The sequence below is a fragment of the Thermosynechococcus sp. NK55a genome (assembly GCF_000505665.1).
Taxonomy (GTDB): Bacteria; Cyanobacteriota; Cyanobacteriia; order Thermosynechococcales; family Thermosynechococcaceae; genus Thermosynechococcus.
Genome location: NC_023033.1, coordinates 1 through 18502 on the forward strand (window position 1 = coordinate 1; position 18502 = coordinate 18502).

At 52.1% G+C, this 18502-nt stretch carries 15 protein-coding genes and 1 pseudogene; 10 read left to right on the plus strand and 6 right to left on the minus strand.

The window, feature by feature from the left end; genetic code table 11:
• Both dnaA and ispD read left to right on the plus strand, forming a co-directional pair.
• Entirely contained in the window at positions 1–1362 is a 1362-nt protein-coding gene (gene dnaA / locus NK55_RS00005; RefSeq protein ID WP_024123817.1) for a chromosomal replication initiator protein DnaA, read from the plus strand.
• Positions 1363–1425: 63 nt separating this feature from the next.
• Positions 1426–2130 carry a 2-C-methyl-D-erythritol 4-phosphate cytidylyltransferase gene (ispD, locus tag NK55_RS00010; protein ID WP_024123818.1) on the plus strand — a complete coding sequence of 235 codons (705 nt, stop codon included), beginning with the start codon at positions 1426–1428 and terminating at the stop codon, positions 2128–2130.
• On the opposite strand, the gene NK55_RS00015 is transcribed toward ispD, so the two are convergent.
• A complete protein-coding gene (locus tag NK55_RS00015; protein WP_024123819.1) occupies positions 2122–2511 on the minus strand; it encodes a hypothetical protein in 390 nt (129 codons plus the stop codon). The genes ispD and NK55_RS00015 overlap by 9 nt on opposite strands.
• A 99-nt stretch (positions 2512–2610) precedes the next feature.
• A complete protein-coding gene (locus NK55_RS00020) occupies positions 2611–3792 on the minus strand; it encodes an aldo/keto reductase (RefSeq protein WP_024123820.1) in 1182 nt (393 codons plus the stop codon).
• Between the two features lie 112 nt (positions 3793–3904).
• Here NK55_RS00020 and NK55_RS00025 point away from each other — a divergent pair, with 112 nt between their 5' ends.
• The 5 genes and pseudogenes from NK55_RS00025 to lipA all read left to right on the plus strand — a co-directional run bounded on the left by NK55_RS00025 (position 3905) and on the right by lipA (position 8881).
• Complete coding sequence (locus NK55_RS00025) at positions 3905–4939, plus strand: PstS family phosphate ABC transporter substrate-binding protein (protein WP_024123821.1); 1035 nt, start codon at positions 3905–3907, stop codon at positions 4937–4939.
• A gap of 99 nt (positions 4940–5038) precedes the next feature.
• On the plus strand, positions 5039–5746 hold the full coding sequence (locus tag NK55_RS00030) for a helix-turn-helix domain-containing protein (protein WP_024123822.1): 708 nt from the start codon (positions 5039–5041) through the stop codon (positions 5744–5746).
• A gap of 70 nt (positions 5747–5816) precedes the next feature.
• Positions 5817–6962 carry a sugar phosphate nucleotidyltransferase gene (locus NK55_RS00035; RefSeq protein ID WP_024123823.1) on the plus strand — a complete coding sequence of 382 codons (1146 nt, stop codon included), beginning with the start codon at positions 5817–5819 and terminating at the stop codon, positions 6960–6962.
• Between the two features lie 16 nt (positions 6963–6978).
• Positions 6979–7982, plus strand: a pseudogene (locus NK55_RS00040) (permease).
• Between the two features lie 2 nt (positions 7983–7984).
• On the plus strand, positions 7985–8881 hold the full coding sequence (gene lipA / locus NK55_RS00045; RefSeq protein ID WP_024123825.1) for a lipoyl synthase: 897 nt from the start codon (positions 7985–7987) through the stop codon (positions 8879–8881).
• Between the two features lie 135 nt (positions 8882–9016).
• Here the strand turns inward: lipA and NK55_RS00050 are convergent, their stop codons facing one another.
• Entirely contained in the window at positions 9017–9547 is a 531-nt protein-coding gene (locus tag NK55_RS00050) for a Dps family protein (RefSeq protein ID WP_024123826.1), read from the minus strand.
• A gap of 209 nt (positions 9548–9756) precedes the next feature.
• On the opposite strand from NK55_RS00050, the gene NK55_RS00055 reads away from it, so the two are divergent.
• Positions 9757–10023 carry an Asr1405/Asl0597 family protein gene (locus NK55_RS00055; protein WP_024123827.1) on the plus strand — a complete coding sequence of 89 codons (267 nt, stop codon included), beginning with the start codon at positions 9757–9759 and terminating at the stop codon, positions 10021–10023.
• On the opposite strand, the gene NK55_RS00060 is transcribed toward NK55_RS00055, so the two are convergent.
• From NK55_RS00060 to gatA, 3 genes are all read right to left on the minus strand, one after another.
• On the minus strand, positions 10020–12608 hold the full coding sequence (locus NK55_RS00060; RefSeq protein ID WP_024123828.1) for a right-handed parallel beta-helix repeat-containing protein: 2589 nt from the start codon (positions 12606–12608) through the stop codon (positions 10020–10022). The genes NK55_RS00055 and NK55_RS00060 overlap by 4 nt on opposite strands.
• A 514-nt stretch (positions 12609–13122) precedes the next feature.
• Positions 13123–14289, minus strand: a complete 1167-nt coding sequence (gene rpoD / locus NK55_RS00065; RefSeq protein ID WP_024123829.1) for an RNA polymerase sigma factor RpoD — start codon at positions 14287–14289, stop codon at positions 13123–13125.
• A 544-nt stretch (positions 14290–14833) separates the two neighbouring features.
• Positions 14834–16282: an Asp-tRNA(Asn)/Glu-tRNA(Gln) amidotransferase subunit GatA gene (gene gatA / locus NK55_RS00070; protein WP_024123830.1), complete on the minus strand. Its 1449-nt coding sequence runs from the start codon at positions 16280–16282 to the stop codon at positions 14834–14836.
• A 213-nt stretch (positions 16283–16495) separates the two neighbouring features.
• On the opposite strand from gatA, the gene NK55_RS00075 reads away from it, so the two are divergent.
• Both NK55_RS00075 and NK55_RS00080 read left to right on the plus strand, forming a co-directional pair.
• Positions 16496–16879: a hypothetical protein gene (locus NK55_RS00075; protein ID WP_024123831.1), complete on the plus strand. Its 384-nt coding sequence runs from the start codon at positions 16496–16498 to the stop codon at positions 16877–16879.
• A complete protein-coding gene (locus tag NK55_RS00080; protein ID WP_024123832.1) occupies positions 16876–18432 on the plus strand; it encodes a DUF697 domain-containing protein in 1557 nt (518 codons plus the stop codon). The genes NK55_RS00075 and NK55_RS00080 overlap by 4 nt, the downstream gene beginning before the upstream one ends.
• The last annotated feature ends 70 nt before the right edge of the window (positions 18433–18502 follow it).

Consider the following 18502-nt stretch of genomic DNA (forward strand, 5'->3'; position numbering starts at 1 on the left):
GTGATTAGCTCTGCCGAAGATCTCTGGCACCAAATTTTGGAGCGGTTGCAACTGTTACTCAGTCGACCGACCTTTGAAACTTGGATTAAGACGGCAACGGTGCAGTCCTTTGATGGCCAGACCTTGACTATTTGCACCCCCAATCCCTTTGCCCGCAATTGGCTGCAAAAGTACTATTTGAAAACCATTGCCGATGTGGCACGGGAAATTATTGGTCAGCCCGTGGAGATTGAGCTGGCGATCGCCCAAGGGGCAGAGCACGATACCAGCATTCGCCCCACCAGTCGTGCTGAAGTAGAGGCCACCCCCCCTGTGGCTCGCCATCGCGGCAGTGAACTGAATCCCAAGTATGTCTTTTCCCGCTATGTTGTTGGCCCCAATAACCGCATGGCCCATGCCGCCTGCTTGGCGGTGGCAGAATCACCGGGGCGGGAGTTTAATCCCCTCTTTCTCTGTGGCGGTGTTGGCTTGGGCAAGACCCATCTCATGCAGGCGATCGGTCACTATCGCTTAGAAATTGACCCCAATGCCAAGATCTTCTACGTCTCCACCGAGCAGTTTACGAATGATTTGATTGCTGCCATCCGCAAAGACAGTATGCAGAGCTTCCGCGAGCACTATCGGGCAGTGGATGTGATGCTCGTGGACGACATTCAATTTATTGAGGGCAAAGAATACACCCAAGAGGAGTTTTTCCACACCTTCAACACGCTGCACGAAGCTGGTAAGCAGGTGGTCTTGGCCAGCGATCGCCCCCCCAGTCAAATTCCCCGGCTGCAAGAGCGCCTGTGCTCCCGCTTTTCCATGGGACTCATTGCCGATATTCAACCCCCGGACTTGGAAACCCGCATGGCCATTCTCCAGAAAAAGGCAGAGTACGAGAATATCCGCCTGCCGCGGGAGGTGATTGAGTATATTGCCGCCAGCTACACTTCCAACATCCGGGAACTAGAGGGGGCACTGATTCGAGCGGTAGCCTATATTTCCATTTCTGGGTTGCCGATGACTGTGGAAAACATTGCCCCAGTCCTGAGTCCCACGGTGCGCAAAATTGAAACCTCCCCAGAGGTCATCCTGAAGGTGGTCTCTGAAGTCCTCAATGTCTCCATCAGTGATCTCAAGGGCAACTCTCGCCGCCGCGAAATTAGCATGGCTCGTCAGGTGGGGATGTATCTAATGCGCCAATACACGGGCTTGAGTCTGCCGAAAATTGGTGAAGAGTTTGGCGGCAAAGATCACACCACCGTCATGTATAGCTGCGACAAGGTGGCCGAACTGCAACGGACCGATCCAGAAATGGGCAGCCTGCTGCGGCAACTCAGCGATCGCATTAATTTGGCCAGCCGTTCCACAGAGCCATAGTGCCTAGAGCCTTCCTATGCCAAGATAAAAGCCAAGACAAAAACCGTCTTGAAAGGGGTATGAATGCACATCCTCATTCCTGCCGCCGGCATGGGTAAACGCATGGGGGCAAACCACAATAAACTGCGGTTGCAACTCTTGGGTAAGCCCCTTTTGGCATGGACATTAGAAGCGGTGGCGGCTGCCGAAGCGATTGAATGGATTGGGGTGATTGGCCAGCCAGAGGACTTTCCCCTTTGGGAAGCCCTCCTGGGGGAATTGAACCTACGGCAGCCCGTCCATCTCATCGCAGGGGGGCAGACCCGTCAAGCCTCAGTGTTTCATGGGTTACAGGCACTTCCCGAAACGGCTGAGCGGGTGCTGATCCATGATGGTGCCCGCTGTCTTGCCACCCCCAATCTGATTAATCGCTGTGCCCAAGCCCTAGGGACCTATGCGGGCTTAATTGCAGCGGTGCCCGTCAAAGATACAATTAAAATCGTTAATCGCGAAGGCGTTGTTGTCCAAACCCCAGAGCGAGACTCCCTTTGGGCCGCCCAAACTCCCCAAGGCTTTCGCGTCGAACCCTTGCGTATTGCCCATGAAATGGCTGTGGCTAAGGGCTGGGAAGTCACAGACGATGCTGCCCTCTTTGAACGCCTCGGCTATGCCGTACATATTGTTTTAGGCGAAGAAACAAATCTCAAGATAACCACCCCTAGCGACCTACCCCTTGCAGAACGAATCTTGGAGCATCGCCGGGAGCAAGACCAGAATGCCCTAGGCTAAAGTTTCCGGACAGTAGCCCAAGCCTTGAATAAACTGTTTGCGAAATGCCTCAATGTCATCGTAGTGGGGGTAGCCGTGGGAAACAATCGCCACTTGGTAACGGCGCATAACATCCACCATTGATTGGCCGGTTTCCAGGGCCCAGAATGCCATTTTGAGGGCGATCCCTGGTGTGTAGGAGAATCCCACCTCGTTCAAGAAGGCCCGGAAATCCCCTGCTTCTTTGTCGCTGAGGGGCGAATGCATTTTGATGCGGATTACCCACCCATCCACTTGATGAATCACGGTAACAAACTGAACTGGTAGCTTGGCGTATTCATGCAAGAACTGCACAACCCGCAGGGTAAGGCTGGCATTGTTAAGGTGATAAATGAAATCCATGGTGTTAACCTCTTACCCTTGATACCTTCATTTTCCGTGGCCGGGGGGGCGATCGCCTAGGGGAATTGTCCGCAATTTGTTGGGGGAACCTCCCTATCCTTAGGCCTGAGATAGTCGCTGCCGGGGAGTGCCACTGAGGAGATCATGGGCCGCTTGTAAAATCCTTGGAATCTTTTGCCGATGGGGACTGTGCTGTAAACAGGGGCCTAAATCCAAGTCTTTGATCCGTGCAGCATTTGCTCCCGGAAACCAGTGGCCACCGTTGCCCAGCAGGTTATAGCGCATACGGGCATAGTCCAGCAAATCGTAGGCCTGTACTAGGTTCCACAGCCAGAGAATGACGGGGATATTCACTTCACCGGGGGTGTGCTGGTAGTCTGGCAGTCCCTCATGCCAAGTGTGGTACCAGTCTTCCCCCAAGCGGTCAATGGCGGCTTGCTCCAGCCGTGCCAAGATCGGCGGTAGAATCTCACCTGCCTGATCCAGCAGCTCGAGGGCCTTGAGATGTTCATCAAAGTCACGGGGACGAGCAGCACCGATACTCAGGGTGTGCACCTGGGGATGGGAGAGGCAAAAGAGATCGTTAAAGACCATTGGGCTTAAGGGGGCACACAGTTCCACAAGGCGTTGGGGTGGTTTGTAGAGCATTCCCCCTTTGTCTGCTGGGCTAATGATAAAAACCCCCATATCATGGGCTTGAGCATCGAGGAGGGCGGGCCAATTCTGTTGATTGATGTAGTACCAGTGCAGATTAACGTAATCAAAGACATCGCTGGCGATCGCCTGGCGAATCACCTCTAAGCTGCCATGGGTAGAAAAACCAATGAAGCGAATCTTACCTGATGCTTGCCATTCCCGCGCCACGTCCAAGCATCCCCCGGGCCGCAGTACTTGCTCTAGATGCTCCGGTAGGTTTAGGCCATGGATAGCGAGTAAGTCAATGTAGTCTAACTCGAGATTCCGCAGTGACGTTTCTAGGGTTTCCCGAAATTCCTTGGCAGTGGGTCGCGGCCCCACCTTGGTTTGGACAATCAGCTTTTCGCGGGGCAGCCGCGGTAGAATTTTCCCCAACTGAATTTCAGAGGTGCCATAGCCGCGCGCTGTTTCAATGTGGGTGATGCCTAGCTCCAGAGCACGCTGAATGGTTGCCTCTAGGTTGCGTTGATTTTCTGCGGGAATGGTACTGGGATTGACATCCTGCCAAGAAAACTGATAGCGCATGCCGCCACAGGAAAAGACAGGCATTGGCAGTTCGGTACGACCAAAGCGACGGTAGCGCATACTGCACTCAACGAGAGTTCCTTTACTATTGTCTCGTACTGAGGAAACCCAGCAGCCAACACCCGCTATTCCTTTGAGCTAGGCTAGAAGAAATCACCGCAATTCTTTGTGTATGTCCCAAGGGAAAAGTCATTCTCTGCTGCCCCTACTCCTTTCCCTGCTGGCTACCCTCGGACTTCTGGGCATTGCTGGGGGGCTGGTGCTTCGCCTCATCAATAGCGGCGGAACCATGGGTAATGGCCGTCTCAATTTAGGAGCCAAGGGTCAATCCACCTTTACCCAGGTGAAGAATGTCCCCAGCGGTCTTTTTAATTACGGCGGTAGCACCACTTGGGCACCCATTCGCCGCGATGTCAATCCGCTGCTGCAAGCGGCTTGGCCCAATTTTCAACTGCGCTACGTAGACCCGCCCACAGGGACACCGGGATCGGGCAGGGGCATCCGCATGCTATTGAATGATCAACTGTCTTTCTCACAATCTTCCCGTCCCCTCAACGAGGAAGAGTTAGCCAAGGCGGCGGCTCGGGGCATGAAATTAACTGCCATTCCCGTTGCCATTGATGGGCTGGCGATCGCCGTCAATCCGAGGCTAGAGATTCCTGGACTGACCGTGCAACAAGTGGTGGATATTTATACGGGCAAAGTAACCAATTCGCAGCAGGTGGGTAGCCCCAACCAAAGGATTATCCCCTTCTCTCGCCGTCCGGAAGATGGTGGCACCGTTGAATACTTTATCCAAGAAGTGCTTGGGAAGCAGCCCTTTGGTTGCAATGTGGTTATGGTTCGGGATACTACCGATGGCCTACGGTGTGTTGCCGCGACACTGGGGAGCATTTACTATGCCTCTGCTCCAGAAGTGGTGGGTCAGTGCAGTGTCCACCCGCTTCCCCTCGGTCGCCAAGCCAATCAATATGTGCCTCCCTATCAAGAACCCTACGTTCCTGTGGAGCGTTGCCCCCAAGAGCGCCACCAACTGAATCACCGTGTATTTCAACAGGGGACTTATCCAATTACCCGCCGCCTATTTGTGATTGCCAAGGCGGACAATAGCCTCGATGCCAAGGCAGGCCGTGCCTATGCTGATCTCTTACTGACTGATCAAGGACAAGCGGCCATTGAAAAAGCAGGGTTTGTGCGCCTGCGCTAGGGGGCGATCGCCCACTGAATAAGCCTTTAGACAAAATCAGCATTCTGGCACCGCCACCCCAGATAATAGATCTTGCCACCTGCTTCTTAATCTGGATCCATGACCTACAAGCGACTCAGTGACAGCGAACGCCAGCGCGTCTTTCAACAGTACACTGCCGGACAAACGATCAAGGCGCTGGCAGCGGCATTTGGTGTTAGTGAAAACACAATTCGGCGTGTGATCAAACAAATGGAAGAGGAAGCGGCTGCCCCTGAAGCCCCTCTACTGGCTGTAGCGACGACGGATGAAGTGCCAGAGGAAGAGGATCTAGAAGAAGATGTAGAGACGCCAGAGGCCGTTGTTCTCGATGAGGATGACTACAGCGATGCAGCGGACGATGATCTCGAAGACGAGGATGAAGAGGAACTGGATGGTGACATTCCTCTCCCCGATCTCACCGATGTGGAAGTGGTGCAGTCCGTCGAGGTCATTCCCCTTTCCGAAGCGGTGCTGCCCCGTCCCTGCTACGTTGTCGTCGATCGGCGGGCGGAACTGCTCACCCGCCCCCTAGAAGCCTTTCGCGGTTTAGGTGCCCTCTCCAGTGAGGAAGCGCAACAAAGTACCCTACCCATTTTCGATAGCCGCCCTGTGGCTCTGCGCTATTCCCAACAAAACCAACGCCTCTATAAGGCCAGTGATGTCCAGTGGCGCAAGACCGTTGTCAAGGTACCTGACGGTGAAATGCTGCGGAAAGTGCGCAGCTATCTTCAGTCCAAAGGGATTACCCGCTTGCTTTACCATGGGCGGGTGTATGCCCTCGATTAAGGTAAGCTAGGGGCATTGATAATAGTGGGGGCAATTGCCCTAGACGTTTAAGGAGATTGGTAAAAGTTTTATGAAAGCAATGATCTTGGCGGCTGGAAAGGGCACGCGGGTACGCCCGATTACATACACCATTCCGAAGCCAATGATCCCAATTTTGCAAAAGCCCGTGATGGAATTTCTAGTGGAACTCCTGCGTCAGCATGGGTTTAACCAAATTATGGTAAATGTGAGCCACCTCGCCCATGAAATTGAAAGCTACTTTCAGGATGGGCAGCGGTTTGGAGTGGACATTGCCTATTCCTTTGAGGGCTATATCAAGGATGGCGAACTCGTTGGTAAAGCCCTAGGGTCTGCAGGGGGGATCAAGCGAATTCAGGATTTTAACCCCTTTTTTGATGACACCTTTGTGGTGCTGTGTGGGGATGCCCTCATTGACTTGGATTTGACAGCGGCCGTGGCTTGGCACCGCCAAAAGGGGGCGATCGCCACCGTGATTATGAAAACAGTGCCCAAAGAGGACGTCTCGAGCTATGGCGTTGTTGTTACCGATGAGAGCGATCGCATTGTTGCCTTCCAAGAAAAACCCAGTGTTGAAGAAGCCTTGAGCAACCATATCAACACGGGGATTTATATTTTTGAGCCAGAAGTGATCGACTATATCCCCTCCAATCAGGAATACGACATTGGCAGCCAGCTTTTCCCCAAACTGGTGGAAATGGGTGCCCCCTTCTATGGCTTGGCGATGGACTTTGAATGGATTGACATTGGTAAAGTCCCCGACTATTGGCAAGCGGTGCGCGGTGTTCTCAATGGCACGATTAAAAATGTTTCGATTCCCGGCCATGAGCAATTTCCCGGCATTTATACGGGGCTGAATGTGGCCGTCAACTGGGATAAGGTCACGATCCAGGGACCGGTCTACATTGGCGGCATGACGAAGATTGAAGATGGAGCGACAATTATTGGACCGACGATGATTGGCCCCAATTGCCACATTTGCAGCGGTGCCGTCGTCGATAACTGTGTCATTTTTGAATATTCTCGCCTGGGTTCTGACGTTCGTCTTGTGGATAAATTGGTCTTTGGTCGCTACTGTGTTGATAAAACAGGTACAACCATTGACCTGAAGGCCGCTGCCCTCGATTGGTTGATTACCGATTCACGGCAAACGGATATTCAGCCGAGTCCCCTCGGGTTGAAGGAGATTGTGTCCTAGACCCCGCTCTACGCCCATGACATTTGCGAATCAGTTGCAAAGTGGTTTTACCCTTTTTTGAGCCTACTGGTGGAGGCACTGCCGTTTCTACTGCTGGGCATTTTGCTCTCTAGCCTGCTGCTGCTATTTGTAGATGAGCAGGCACTGATTCGTCGCTTACCGCGATCGCCCCTGCTGGGGGCCTTGGTGGGCAGTTGCATCGGTTTTCTTTTTCCAGTGTGTGAGTGTGGCAATGTGCCAGTGGCGCGGCGATTACTGGTGCAGGGATTGCCCACATCCGTGGCCATTGGTTTTTTGTTGGCGGCACCCACAATCAACCCGATTGTGATTTGGGCAACTTGGACGGCCTTTCGCGATCAACCGGAGGTTGTTGTCTTCCGTGTCCTTTTTTCGCTGGCGATCGCCACCATTATTGGCTGGGTTTTTAGTTTCCAAAAGGATCTAACCCCCTTTTTGCAGCCCACGGTAACCAGTCTGATGCGTCGCCGCCAACCCCAGGCAACTGTTGTCCCTGCCCTGCTCCAGTCGGGCACCTACCTGTTGGGAACCCCCGGTCAACCCCTGGCCATGGAAACCCTAACGCTTTCGCCACCGACTGCAATGATTCCTTGGCAGCAACGCCTGCCCCAAGTCCTAGAGAATCTGGTGCAGGAATTTCGTGAATTGGGGGGGATTCTAGTTCTCGGTAGCCTAGTGGCAACAATTATTCAGGTGGCTGCTCCGCGGGAACTCATCCTTAGCCTTGGCCAAGGGCCAGTGAGCTCGATTGTGGCAATGATGATCCTGGGCACCGTGATTTCCATTTGCTCAACTGTTGATGCCTTCTTTGCCCTTGCCTTTGCTGCCACGTTTACGCCAGGGTCAATCCTTGCTTTTCTGGTCCTCGGGCCGATGGTCGATCTCAAGGGGCTAGGGTTATTGTTGACGATTTTTCGTCCCCGGGCTCTGATGTACATTTTTCTGTTGGTGGCCCAATTGACGTTTTCCCTTTGTTTGTTTTTGAATTTGCAGTGGAGTTAGCGGTGGTTGTGAAGCCAGAGTGGTTACGGGTCAAAGCACCCCAGTGGCAGCGGGTGGGTGCCGTCAAGGAGCTGTTGCAGGACTTAAACCTCAATACTGTTTGCGAAGAGGCCTCTTGCCCCAATATTGGTGAATGTTTCCATGGGGGAACGGCCACATTCTTAATGATGGGTCCAGCTTGCACCCGAGCTTGCCCCTACTGCGATATTGATTTTGAGAAAAAGCCACTGCCTCTGGATCCCACTGAACCCCAGCGACTAGCTGAAGCGGTGGTGCGGATGCGTCTCAATCATGTTGTCATTACCTCGGTGAATCGGGATGATTTGGCCGATGGGGGTGCCTCTCAGTTTGTGGCCACGATTGCGGCTGTGCGGCAGCGATCGCCCCAAACCACCATTGAAGTCCTGATTCCCGATCTCTGCGGCAACTGGCAGGCCTTGGATCAAATTCTTGCCGCCAGTCCGGAGGTGCTCAACCACAACACCGAAACCGTACCCCGTCTCTATCGGCGGGTGCGTCCCCAAGGCAGCTATCAGCGCAGTTTGGAACTGCTGCAGCGGGTGCGCGATCGCGCCCCTTGGATTTACTCAAAATCGGGCATCATGGTGGGTCTAGGGGAAACTAGCGAGGAAGTGGTGGCCCTCATGCAGGATTTGCGCCAAGTGGGTTGCGACATTCTCACCATTGGTCAGTATCTGCAGCCCAGTCCCAAACATCTAGCGGTACAAGCCTTTATTCCACCAGAGCAATTTGAGGAATGGCGCCGCCTGGGGGAATCGATGGGCTTCTTGCAGGTGGTTTCCTCTCCCCTCACCCGCAGTTCCTACCATGCTGAACAGGTGCGGGCTCTGATGCAGCAGTACCCACGTCAGCGCCCTGCCACAAGTCCTCTTGGATAAAGTTATTGCAATTTAGTTGCAACTAGTCTAGGCTAAGTAGTAGGAAAAATCTGCATTAAAAAACCCCCAACTTGGGGGAATTCTATGAACAACCATCAACTTATCCTAGGATTCGTTAACTCAGATTGCGGAAAACTACATCTTGAGGCTGTCATTGGCTAGGAAATGACCAATATGGTAAGCACGCTCCTCCGTTTTCAAGAGGATTTGATCGTAGAGGTAGGCCGTGGCGCGATCGCCCAAACTCTCAGCCTGGATTGCCTGTTGGCGCAGGATGGGAATGATGGCCTGCTCTGCTGCCAAATCATTGCTGAGCATTTGCCGGCAGTTGAAGGCACCTTCAGGTTCAGGGGTAAAGCAGCAGAGAGCCGCCAACTGCTGAAAACCGGCAACAGGAACAGCTCCCAGACCATTCAACCGTTCCCCCAAATCGTGAACATGCCCCTGCACCTGTTCATAGCAGTCTTGAAAGAACTGATGCAGTGGATAAAACTCTGCCCCCTCAACAACAAAATGATGTTTTTGGTACTGCAAGTACAGCGCTTGAAAACTGGCCAAAAGCCGGTTCATCCCCTCACATACCGGCGTGGTGGTGGCTTTCTCCAGCAACACAACCGTGTCACCCATCTCGCCAAAAGCTTGGCGTGGCAATGCACTAGTTGCCATAAGACAATGCTCCTTTGCGGACAGAATAGTGAAGCAGTCCAGTTACAGCCCTTTTTGCAAAATAGAGTCCTGTTAGTCCACCCTCAAAACGGCTCTATAGAAGGAGCAACTGATGCGGACATCGTCAAGACTCGCAGAAGAGCTGACACCTTTACAAGCCGATTTTAAACTATCCATCGCCACTTTTTCAATAAAGGAGTACTTATTGAATGTCTATAAACCCCCAGGTTATTGCAGTTCAGTGGCAATTACGTTGGCCAATTTATCAACGCTTGACCGAGCTAGAGGTGCCCTGTGAGTGTCTCCCCTATCAACCCCTTACTGTTGAAGTTCGCTCCCCCTTAGCTGCGCTGCAAGTCTGGTCAGTGGTGCGGCAGTTTTCTGCTTCCCGTGGCACCCTCGTCGATTGGCTAGAACAGTGCTGGCAGTGGAATTTGCCCAATTTCACTGAATATCCAGACTCTGCCGAGCGTTAGGGGAATGTACAACCGGCGGGGGGTGGAGCGCTGAATGTGGTAGCCGTGATATTCGTTACTGTCCCACTTGTATTGATCACCACACCACCGTTATTCGCGCTTAAATTAGGAAGAGCAACAATACTAGTATTGTTCAACCGGAAACCGGCACCACTGGTTTGGGTATTCCCAAATACGTTGGCACACAGTGTTGCATTACCATCAGCCCGCAGTTCCAAACTTCGCGTAGCGGAGTTTCCTTGAGTGAGGATATTATTGTTGACTGTAGCATTGAGACGAGAGGCATTTGGAGCAGTTGCAGTTGCGCGCAGTCGCACTGCTTCACCGACAGACGTTGTTTGGATACGGTTATTGCTAACTTCAAGTTGCAATGCAGCCTGGTTATTGGTATCAATCTCTATCCCGCGATCACTGACATTAGACAGCTCATTCCCAACAATTCTCACCCGTGCTGGTGCTGGACTAGCAGCATTCGTCGTGAACTCAATGTCAATGCCATCATTACTACCGCCAATACCACTCATAACATTATTCTCAATGTTCAACACCACTTGTCCCGCGCTATTCGACTCTAGAGTAATCCCATCATCATTGAGAATGTTGCTTATCTGATTATTGCGAATTGTGATGTTTGCAGTAGGGCTTGCAATTGGGGTGGCGCTGCTTACAATATCAAAGGTTATCCCTGCATCAGAAATACTGTTTATAACGTTACCCTCTAAAATAGCTGTGAGGTTAGCGCCATCTCCAATATTGAAGTCAATACCGTCGCTGCCATCAGTACCCGTGCCAATATTGCGAATCTGATTGTTCCGTACGATAACTGTTGCACTTGCGGGAGTGGTGCAATTCGCAAATTGATTATCAGTGAAGCGGTCAGCGACGTTGAAGCTATTTCCTCGACAAAGATTGAACTCAATGCCATCCACACGGTTCCCGGGCGTCAGATTGTTTTCAGTAACGTTATCCTCAATCGTGATATTGGCATTACCTCGATTATTTCGGATGAAGATACTTGCTTCCAGATTGGTATCTGTTGCTGTTTGACTAACATTGCGCACAGTGTTATTACGAATGATCACATTCCCAAGGGCATTATCTAGGCCAATTCCCTCCCCAATGCCACCATTAACAATGTTATCTTCAATCACAGCGTTAGTACTTTCAGTTATGCTAATTCCACGGCGGTTAAAGGCAGGCACAGTTGTACTTGTGATTGTAACCGCGTTACCACGCACAATAGGAGATTGAGCATTTGTTATCTGAATTCCGGCTGCATTAATTGCTGCAATTTGATTGTTAATAATACGAGCTGAATCGATATTATTACCAATGATTGCAACTTGGCCAGCGGGCGGTTGAATATTGAACCCATCAATGGTGTTGTTTCTAGCCAAAACAATATTGGCAGAGATGATCGGTCTTTGGATACTCGGCGTGAGCGCAGGAATAGTAATCGTTCCTATTGTACTTGGCAGTTGCCGATCCACAGTTGTGGAAAGAAGTTGAACGCCATCTTGGAGATTCACGCTGCCTTGACCTGCGGTATTACCATCGGTGTCAAGAACACCGACTAGGACAATGTCATGTTGAGCAAGAGGTAAATCATTAATCCGAGCAGCGCTACCGGTTCCAGTATCAACGGTAAAAATTCGATAGGGTTGGCTTGTTGTAGGGTTGATTGCTGGAATTTGATCCTGAACTCTTTCGTTATCAATGGTAACAAAGCCGACGCGCTCCAGGGATTCCCCCAAGCGAACTGCTATGTTTTGGCCGCTTTCAGGGGTACGGCGCCGACTGCCGGCTATACCCGGAAAAGACACCCCTATCCCAAACCAAGCTCGGGTACCAAAGCGATCATCATTTTGAACAGTCGCGCTTAGGCTGAGGTACTCAATGGGGCGCAAAGATAAGCGTGCACGGACGCCAACAAAATCAGCAATGCTTTCACCAGTATAGTAGTACAGACCTGCGTAGCCTCGCAGATAGTCCTTACCCAGTGCAACCAAAGGGGTACCCACTTCCAAGTCAAAACCAGTAAGTGCTTCCTGGAAAAGGCGATTGCGATTGAGGAGAATTTGGTTATTCTCAATGGTGCCAACCAATCCGACTGCTTCATTAAGGAGAACTTGCCGATTCCCTAGAGGAACATAACCGTTTATCCGGACATCAACATTGCCTAAGAGTTCTAGACCAATTCCCAGCTGGTTAAAGCCAGTACTCCCTGTGTTACGAAAGTCATAGGATAAGTAACCACCGAGAGAGAATTTCTGGTTCGCTATCAGCATTCGGTAGCCCAGCATCAGATTGTAAGCCAGGGCTGTGTTGGATGTGGGCATTAGGAGTTTACCTTCAAAGAAACCAATGCTAGCACCTGGTTTTTGGAAGAGAGGAATAAATGTCTCTGCACTGAGGTAGTTGTCAAAGCCAGCCCCTTCACTGTTGAAACGAATGGTGCCACGGGGCTGTATCCGGGATCCTAACAATTTCGCTGCTGCAGGTCGACCAATGGCTACATCGTTGAATCCTAAAATCACAGTCAGGCCAAGTAGGCAGCTCCCTAAAAGCTTGTACCAAGAACGCATATTCACTCCTCAACACCTAAATCTAATCTGCAGTAGCCAGTCATGGGCAACTGCTGCTTCTGTCTGTACAAAGATACTGGTTGAAGCTTAAGAAGTAATAAAGAAATGCTTAGGTTAACATTAAAGACTCGAATGTAACAGGGGACTGCAAGTACGATCGCTCCAAATCATCCGGATTGTTTTGTCAGTAATGCACTCCCATCAAGTAGCTAAGGGAGTTCCCCCAGGATGCTCTAGGCCTTGAATTCTGATTTTCCGGTTTTGTATTCTTGTGCTTTCACAAAGAAGGCATTTCATTAGCTATCGTGACTATCTTAAGTTTTTCTATCTGACCATATTGCCCCCACTGCCATTGGTGCGGTAGCATGGTGCCGGCCCTGAGTCTAGAGATGACTCCAGGAATGATGGGTTACTCAGGTTTGCACCAGAGCTATTGCGCAGGTGAAAGCTTGGATAGAACTAGGTGCAGTACTGCTACGCTAAGGGCAATGGGGGACGCAACAGCAATTATTCCCTAGCGAATGTATTCCTTGAGGACGCTATTGCGGTTGGGATGGCGCAGCTTCCGCAGTGCTTTTGCCTCAATTTGGCGAATGCGCTCACGGGTTACGTTAAAGAGTTGACCAATTTCCTCCAACGTTTTCATGCGACCATCGTCCAAGCCATAGCGCAGTTTTAAGACATCTCGCTCGCGGGGGCTAAGGGTGCACAACACCATTTCTAAATCTTCGCGCAGCAGGTGCTTCGACACTTGATCTTCAGGGGTTTCACCGTCGGATTCAATAAAGTCCCCGAGACGGGAATCCTCTTCTTTGCCAATGGGCGTTTCTAGGGAGATCGGGAGTTGTGCTGATTTGGCAATGAAGCGCAGTTTTTCAATCGTCATTTCCATGCGATCGGCAATTTCCTCTTCCGTGGGTTTGCGCCCCATTTCCTGGGAGAGGAGTTTGGTGGTTTTCTTAATCCGTGAAATGGTTTCGTACAGGTGCACGGGCAGACGAATGGTGCGGGATTGATCGGCAATGGCGCGGGTAATGGCTTGGCGAATCCACCATGTCGCATAGGTGGAAAATTTATAGCCCTTTTCGTGATCAAATTTCTCAGCAGCGCGGATGAGCCCTAGGCTGCCCTCTTGAATCAAGTCCTGAAAGGATAGCCCCCGGTTCATGTATTTTTTGGCGATTGACACCACCAGTCGCAGGTTGGACTGAACCATTTTTTCTTTGGCTTTGCGACCGACAAAAAGACGATGGCGAAATGCCGGCACCGTCATCCCCAGTTCTTTGGCCCAAGCTTCAGGATTCCGCTCTAGTTCTTCAGGCGTACAGCCCAGTTCTTGACACAGGCGATCGCGGACCCGCTCGATTTCTAGAAGGTCGGCAATTTTACGAGCTAGTTCAATTTCCTCATCGGCACGCAACAGACGAATGCGGCCAATTTCTTGCAAATAGAGGCGAATCGAGTCCTCGGTGTAATGTTTCTTCTTGACTTGGGTCCGTCGTCGACTGGCACGACCTTTTGTAGGCTTGTCGTCGAGATCATCGCTGACCTCCTCAAAGTCTTCGCTCTCTTCTTCCTCAATCTCTACAGCCTCAAGGCCATAGTCACTGAGCAGAGCCACCTCATCTTCAAGGGGGGCTGTTGCGGGGTCGTAAACGTCAAGTACATTTGCTTGGGTCATGCCGTTGTCCTCGTAAAATCTCCCTAAATATATGGTGTCGGTGTGTTGTCGGCAACCGTTGCCTTCGGTGACGCTAGCGTCAGCCACATTTCAATGATGGAATGCGGCTAAGGAAAGCGGTTGGACGGGGGAATAGGCTCTAGATTCCGCACACTGGTACCTTTGAGATGGTCTTGAAAGAAATCCTGTGTGACCCGTAGGGTCAGGGAACAGGCAATCGTCAGCGGTTGGTCTCGTGCAGGAATCTGTTGAGCAATTTTAGCTAAAACCTCATTGATTGTAGCCTTTCTAACAGAAATCGCCTACTCCGGATCAGGAGTTTTCCTTGGAATCCGTTACTCGCGATCGCTCGCGTCAACAACCGCTAACAAATTCTAATTTGTTGTTCTCAGATAAAATTTATATCCTGGCTAAGGGAAATGTCTTTCTTCTAGCCTAGCTAATTGGTGACTGTTTGGAAGCACCCCCTAGTTTTTGATGGCGTTGGCCCCCAGGAAAGCCACTGCCATAGGCAAGCGTTATTGATCAGTTGGTGTATTCACGCCTAGAGCTGCGGCTGCTGCCGATGCCAAGGGGTGGCCTGTTCATAGGCATAGGCAACGTGAAATAGGGTCTCTTCGCCTAGGACGTTGCCAATCAATTGCAGGCCAATGGGCAGCCCTTCCCTATCAAAGCCGCAGGGGAGGCTCAGGCCGGGTAAGCCCGCAAGGTTTACAGGGATGGTCATCAAGTCTGACAGGTACATACTTAGGGGGTCGGTGGTTTTCTCCCCTGCCTTAAAAGCAGTGGTGGGAGCGGTGGGGCAAACCAGGAGATCCACTTGTTCAAAGGCACGGGCAAAGTCTTCTTTGATCAGGGTGCGTACTTTTTGGGCTCGTAGGTAGTAGGCATCGTAGTAGCCGGCAGACAGGGCGTAGGTGCCAATCATAATCCGTCGCTTTACTTCGGGGCCAAAGCCTTGAGCGCGGGTTTTCATGTACATCTCAAGCAGATCAGCGGCCCCTTCAGCCCGAAAACCAAAGTTCACGCCATCATAGCGGGCTAAGTTCGCCGAGGCTTCTGAAGGGGCAATGATGTAGTAGGTGGGCAGGCCGTAGGCAAAGCGGGGACAGGAGAGTTCAACAATGGTTGCCCCCAATTCCTCTAGGGTTTTTAGGGCGGCTTCAAGGGCGGACTTCACCTCCGGTTGCACGCCTTCATCCACGGTTTCTTGAATAAGGCCAATGCGCATGCCTTTGAGATCAGGCTTGAGGGCTTGGGTGTAGTCGGGAATCGGCACGCTGAGACTGGTGGCATCCTTGGCATCGTGGCCGGCGATCGCCCCCAAGAGAATAGCTGCATCAGTCACCGTCGGCGCTAAGGGACCCACTTGATCGAGGGAGGAGGCATAGGCAACCAGACCATAGCGGGACACCAAACCATAGGTGGGCTTGAGACCCACTACTCCGCAGAAGGCGGCGGGTTGACGAATGGACCCACCAGTATCGGAGCCCAGAGCAGCGGCACATTCCCCGGCAGCAACGGCTGCAGCGGATCCCCCTGAGGAGCCGCCAGAAACCCGCTGCGGGTTCCAAGGATTGGCCGTGAAACCAAAGGCGGAATTTTCCGTGGAGCTGCCCATGGCAAATTCATCAAGGTTGGTTTTGCCCACCATAATCGCGCCAGCGGCCTGCAATTTTTCGGTTACGGTGGATTCGTAGGGGGGTACAAAGTGCTCCAGCATCTTAGAAGCACAGGTGGTGCGAACGCCGTAGGTGCAAAGGTTATCCTTGATGGCCAGGGGAATTCCTGTGAGCAAACCAATTTCTTCACCCGCAGCAAGGCGTTTATCCACCTCGGCAGCTTGGGCAAGGGCGCGATCGCGCGTTACCGTCAAAAAGCTGTGGAGTGTTGGTTCTACTTGATCAATGCGATCCAAATAGGCCTGGGTAATTTCAGTGGCGGAGCGCTCTTTGCGAACGAGTTGACGGTGTAGCTCCTGAATCACTGACATAAACGCAGCTTCCCTAGCAATTATCGAACAACAATGCAATACTGGCGATCGCGAGCAGTGCCGCAAACAAGCCAATCTTCAGTCTAGCAAGGGGTGGGTATCCGTGGGGCGTTTTGCCATCGGCGATATATTAGGAATGAAGGAAGCTAAGCCTCAATCTTTTTGGGTTCTTTTAGAGCAGACAACGGTAGGCATGGCCCTGCGGAGTATTGGATGAAACCCCTCGACCCCGTGGATCAGGAAGCCTTTACCAATCCCACATTGCAGCGATTGTGGTTCTTTGTCTATTTGCTGCCCATTTTTGGCATGATTCCAGCACTGTGGCAATTGAGTCGCCGGGGGAGCGATCGCCAGACGCGCCAAGTGAGTCGCCTTGCTCTTGTGATTGGTCTTAGTTGGCTGTTGGGCTATGGTCTGCTGAATGGGCTTGCCAGCCTGAGTGAAGCCCAGTCTCTGCAGCATGGCCTGGCGCTATTGCTGAATAGTCTCTGGGGATCGGCCTACTTTCTGGTGAACTTAGGGCTAATGGTGCGCCTATGGCGGCGGCAATCGCTGAAATTGCCCTTCTTGCAGCGTCTGATGAAATACCTGCCATGACCCCCAGACGTTGGTTTTGGCCACTTTTGGGATTTGGCGCTATTCTGGTGCTCATCCTCTGGCTGATCTCGGCACTGACGTGGCTCTATGTGCAGGTGGCTTTTACGGCCCCCTTTTTGGCCAATCTCTTGGTGTTGATTTTCATTGGCCTATTGGGGGGACTGCTCTATACGTTCTTTCGCTACCTGTATTTACTTGAACGCCAGGGGAAGCCCAAGCCCGCCACCGCTGTACCCCAAGCCCCTCTGGATAAAACGGAGGCTGCCGCCGAAAACCTCAAAGCCCTACGGCAGCAACTGAGTCAAATTGAAGATGAGGTGGCACGGCAAGCCCTCTTAGCACGGGCACGGGAGCTAGAGGAGGACTTTTGTCGCCACGAATTGCGCATTGTTGTTTTTGGCACCGGCTCGGCCGGTAAAACCTCCCTGGTCAATGCGTTGCTGGGGGAGATGGTGGGGGAAGTGGCCCCCACAATGGGTACGACTGCCGTCGGCCAAACCTATCGTTTTTGGTTACCGAATACTGAGCGGGAAATTCTCATTACCGACACCCCCGGCATTTTGGAAGCAGGGGTCGCTGGCACCTACCGCGAGCAACTGGCTCGACAACTGGCCGCAGAGGCAGATTTACTGCTGTTTGTTCTGGATGATGACCTGCGGCAGTCGGAATATACCCCCTTGGTCAACTTGGTGGAAATGGGCAAGCGATCGCTGTTGGTCCTCAATAAAATTGACTTGCGCTGTGAGGCTGATCAACTGGCTCTGCTGCGCCATCTGCGGCAGCGGGTTAAGGGGTTGATTCCGCCCCAAGATGTGGTAGGTATTGCCGCTCGTCCCCAACCGATCCAGCTCGATACCGGAGAGTGGTTAGAACCCGAACCCCATATTTGGCCCCTGATTCGGCGGATGAGTGCCATTCTCCGCCAGGAAGGGGATGACCTTGTGGCAGACAATATCCTCTTGCAGTCTCAACGCCTAGGGGAGCAAGCCCGCAAAATCATTGATCAGCAACGGCGCCGCCAAGCGGATAAGGTGGTGGAGCGCTACCAGTGGATTGGTGCAGGTGTCGTCTGTGTCACGCCGATTCCCGGGGTAGATCTGCTAGCTGCTGCCGCCGTGAATGCGCAAATGGTCATGGAAATTGGCAAGGTCTATGGCTGTGACTTGAATCGCGATCGCGCCCGCGAGTTGGCCCTTTCCTTGGGCAAAACCCTTGCTAGTCTTGGGATTGTCAAAGGTGCTATGAATCTGGTGGGGACGGCTCTCCAGTTAAGTGTCGGGGGGCTAGTCGTTGGTAAAGCAGTTCAAGGGATTACGGCCGCCTACCTCACTCGCATTGCGGGTAAAAGTTTTATTGAGTATTTTCGCCACAACCAAGACTGGGGGGATGGGGGTATTGGTGAAGTGGTGCAACGGCAGTTTCAACTCAATCGCCGCGATGAATTTATTCGCTCCTTTGTGCAGCAGGCGATCGCCCGCTTACCAGCACAACTGGGAACCGTGATTCCTGAGGAGATAAAAACTCCCCTCTCCCGTGAAGAGGAGTTCTCTTAAGGGATGCTGAGGATTCCCCCAAGGGTCTCGGCAAAAACCGCTACTATGTTCAGTAACGATTTCATGTTGC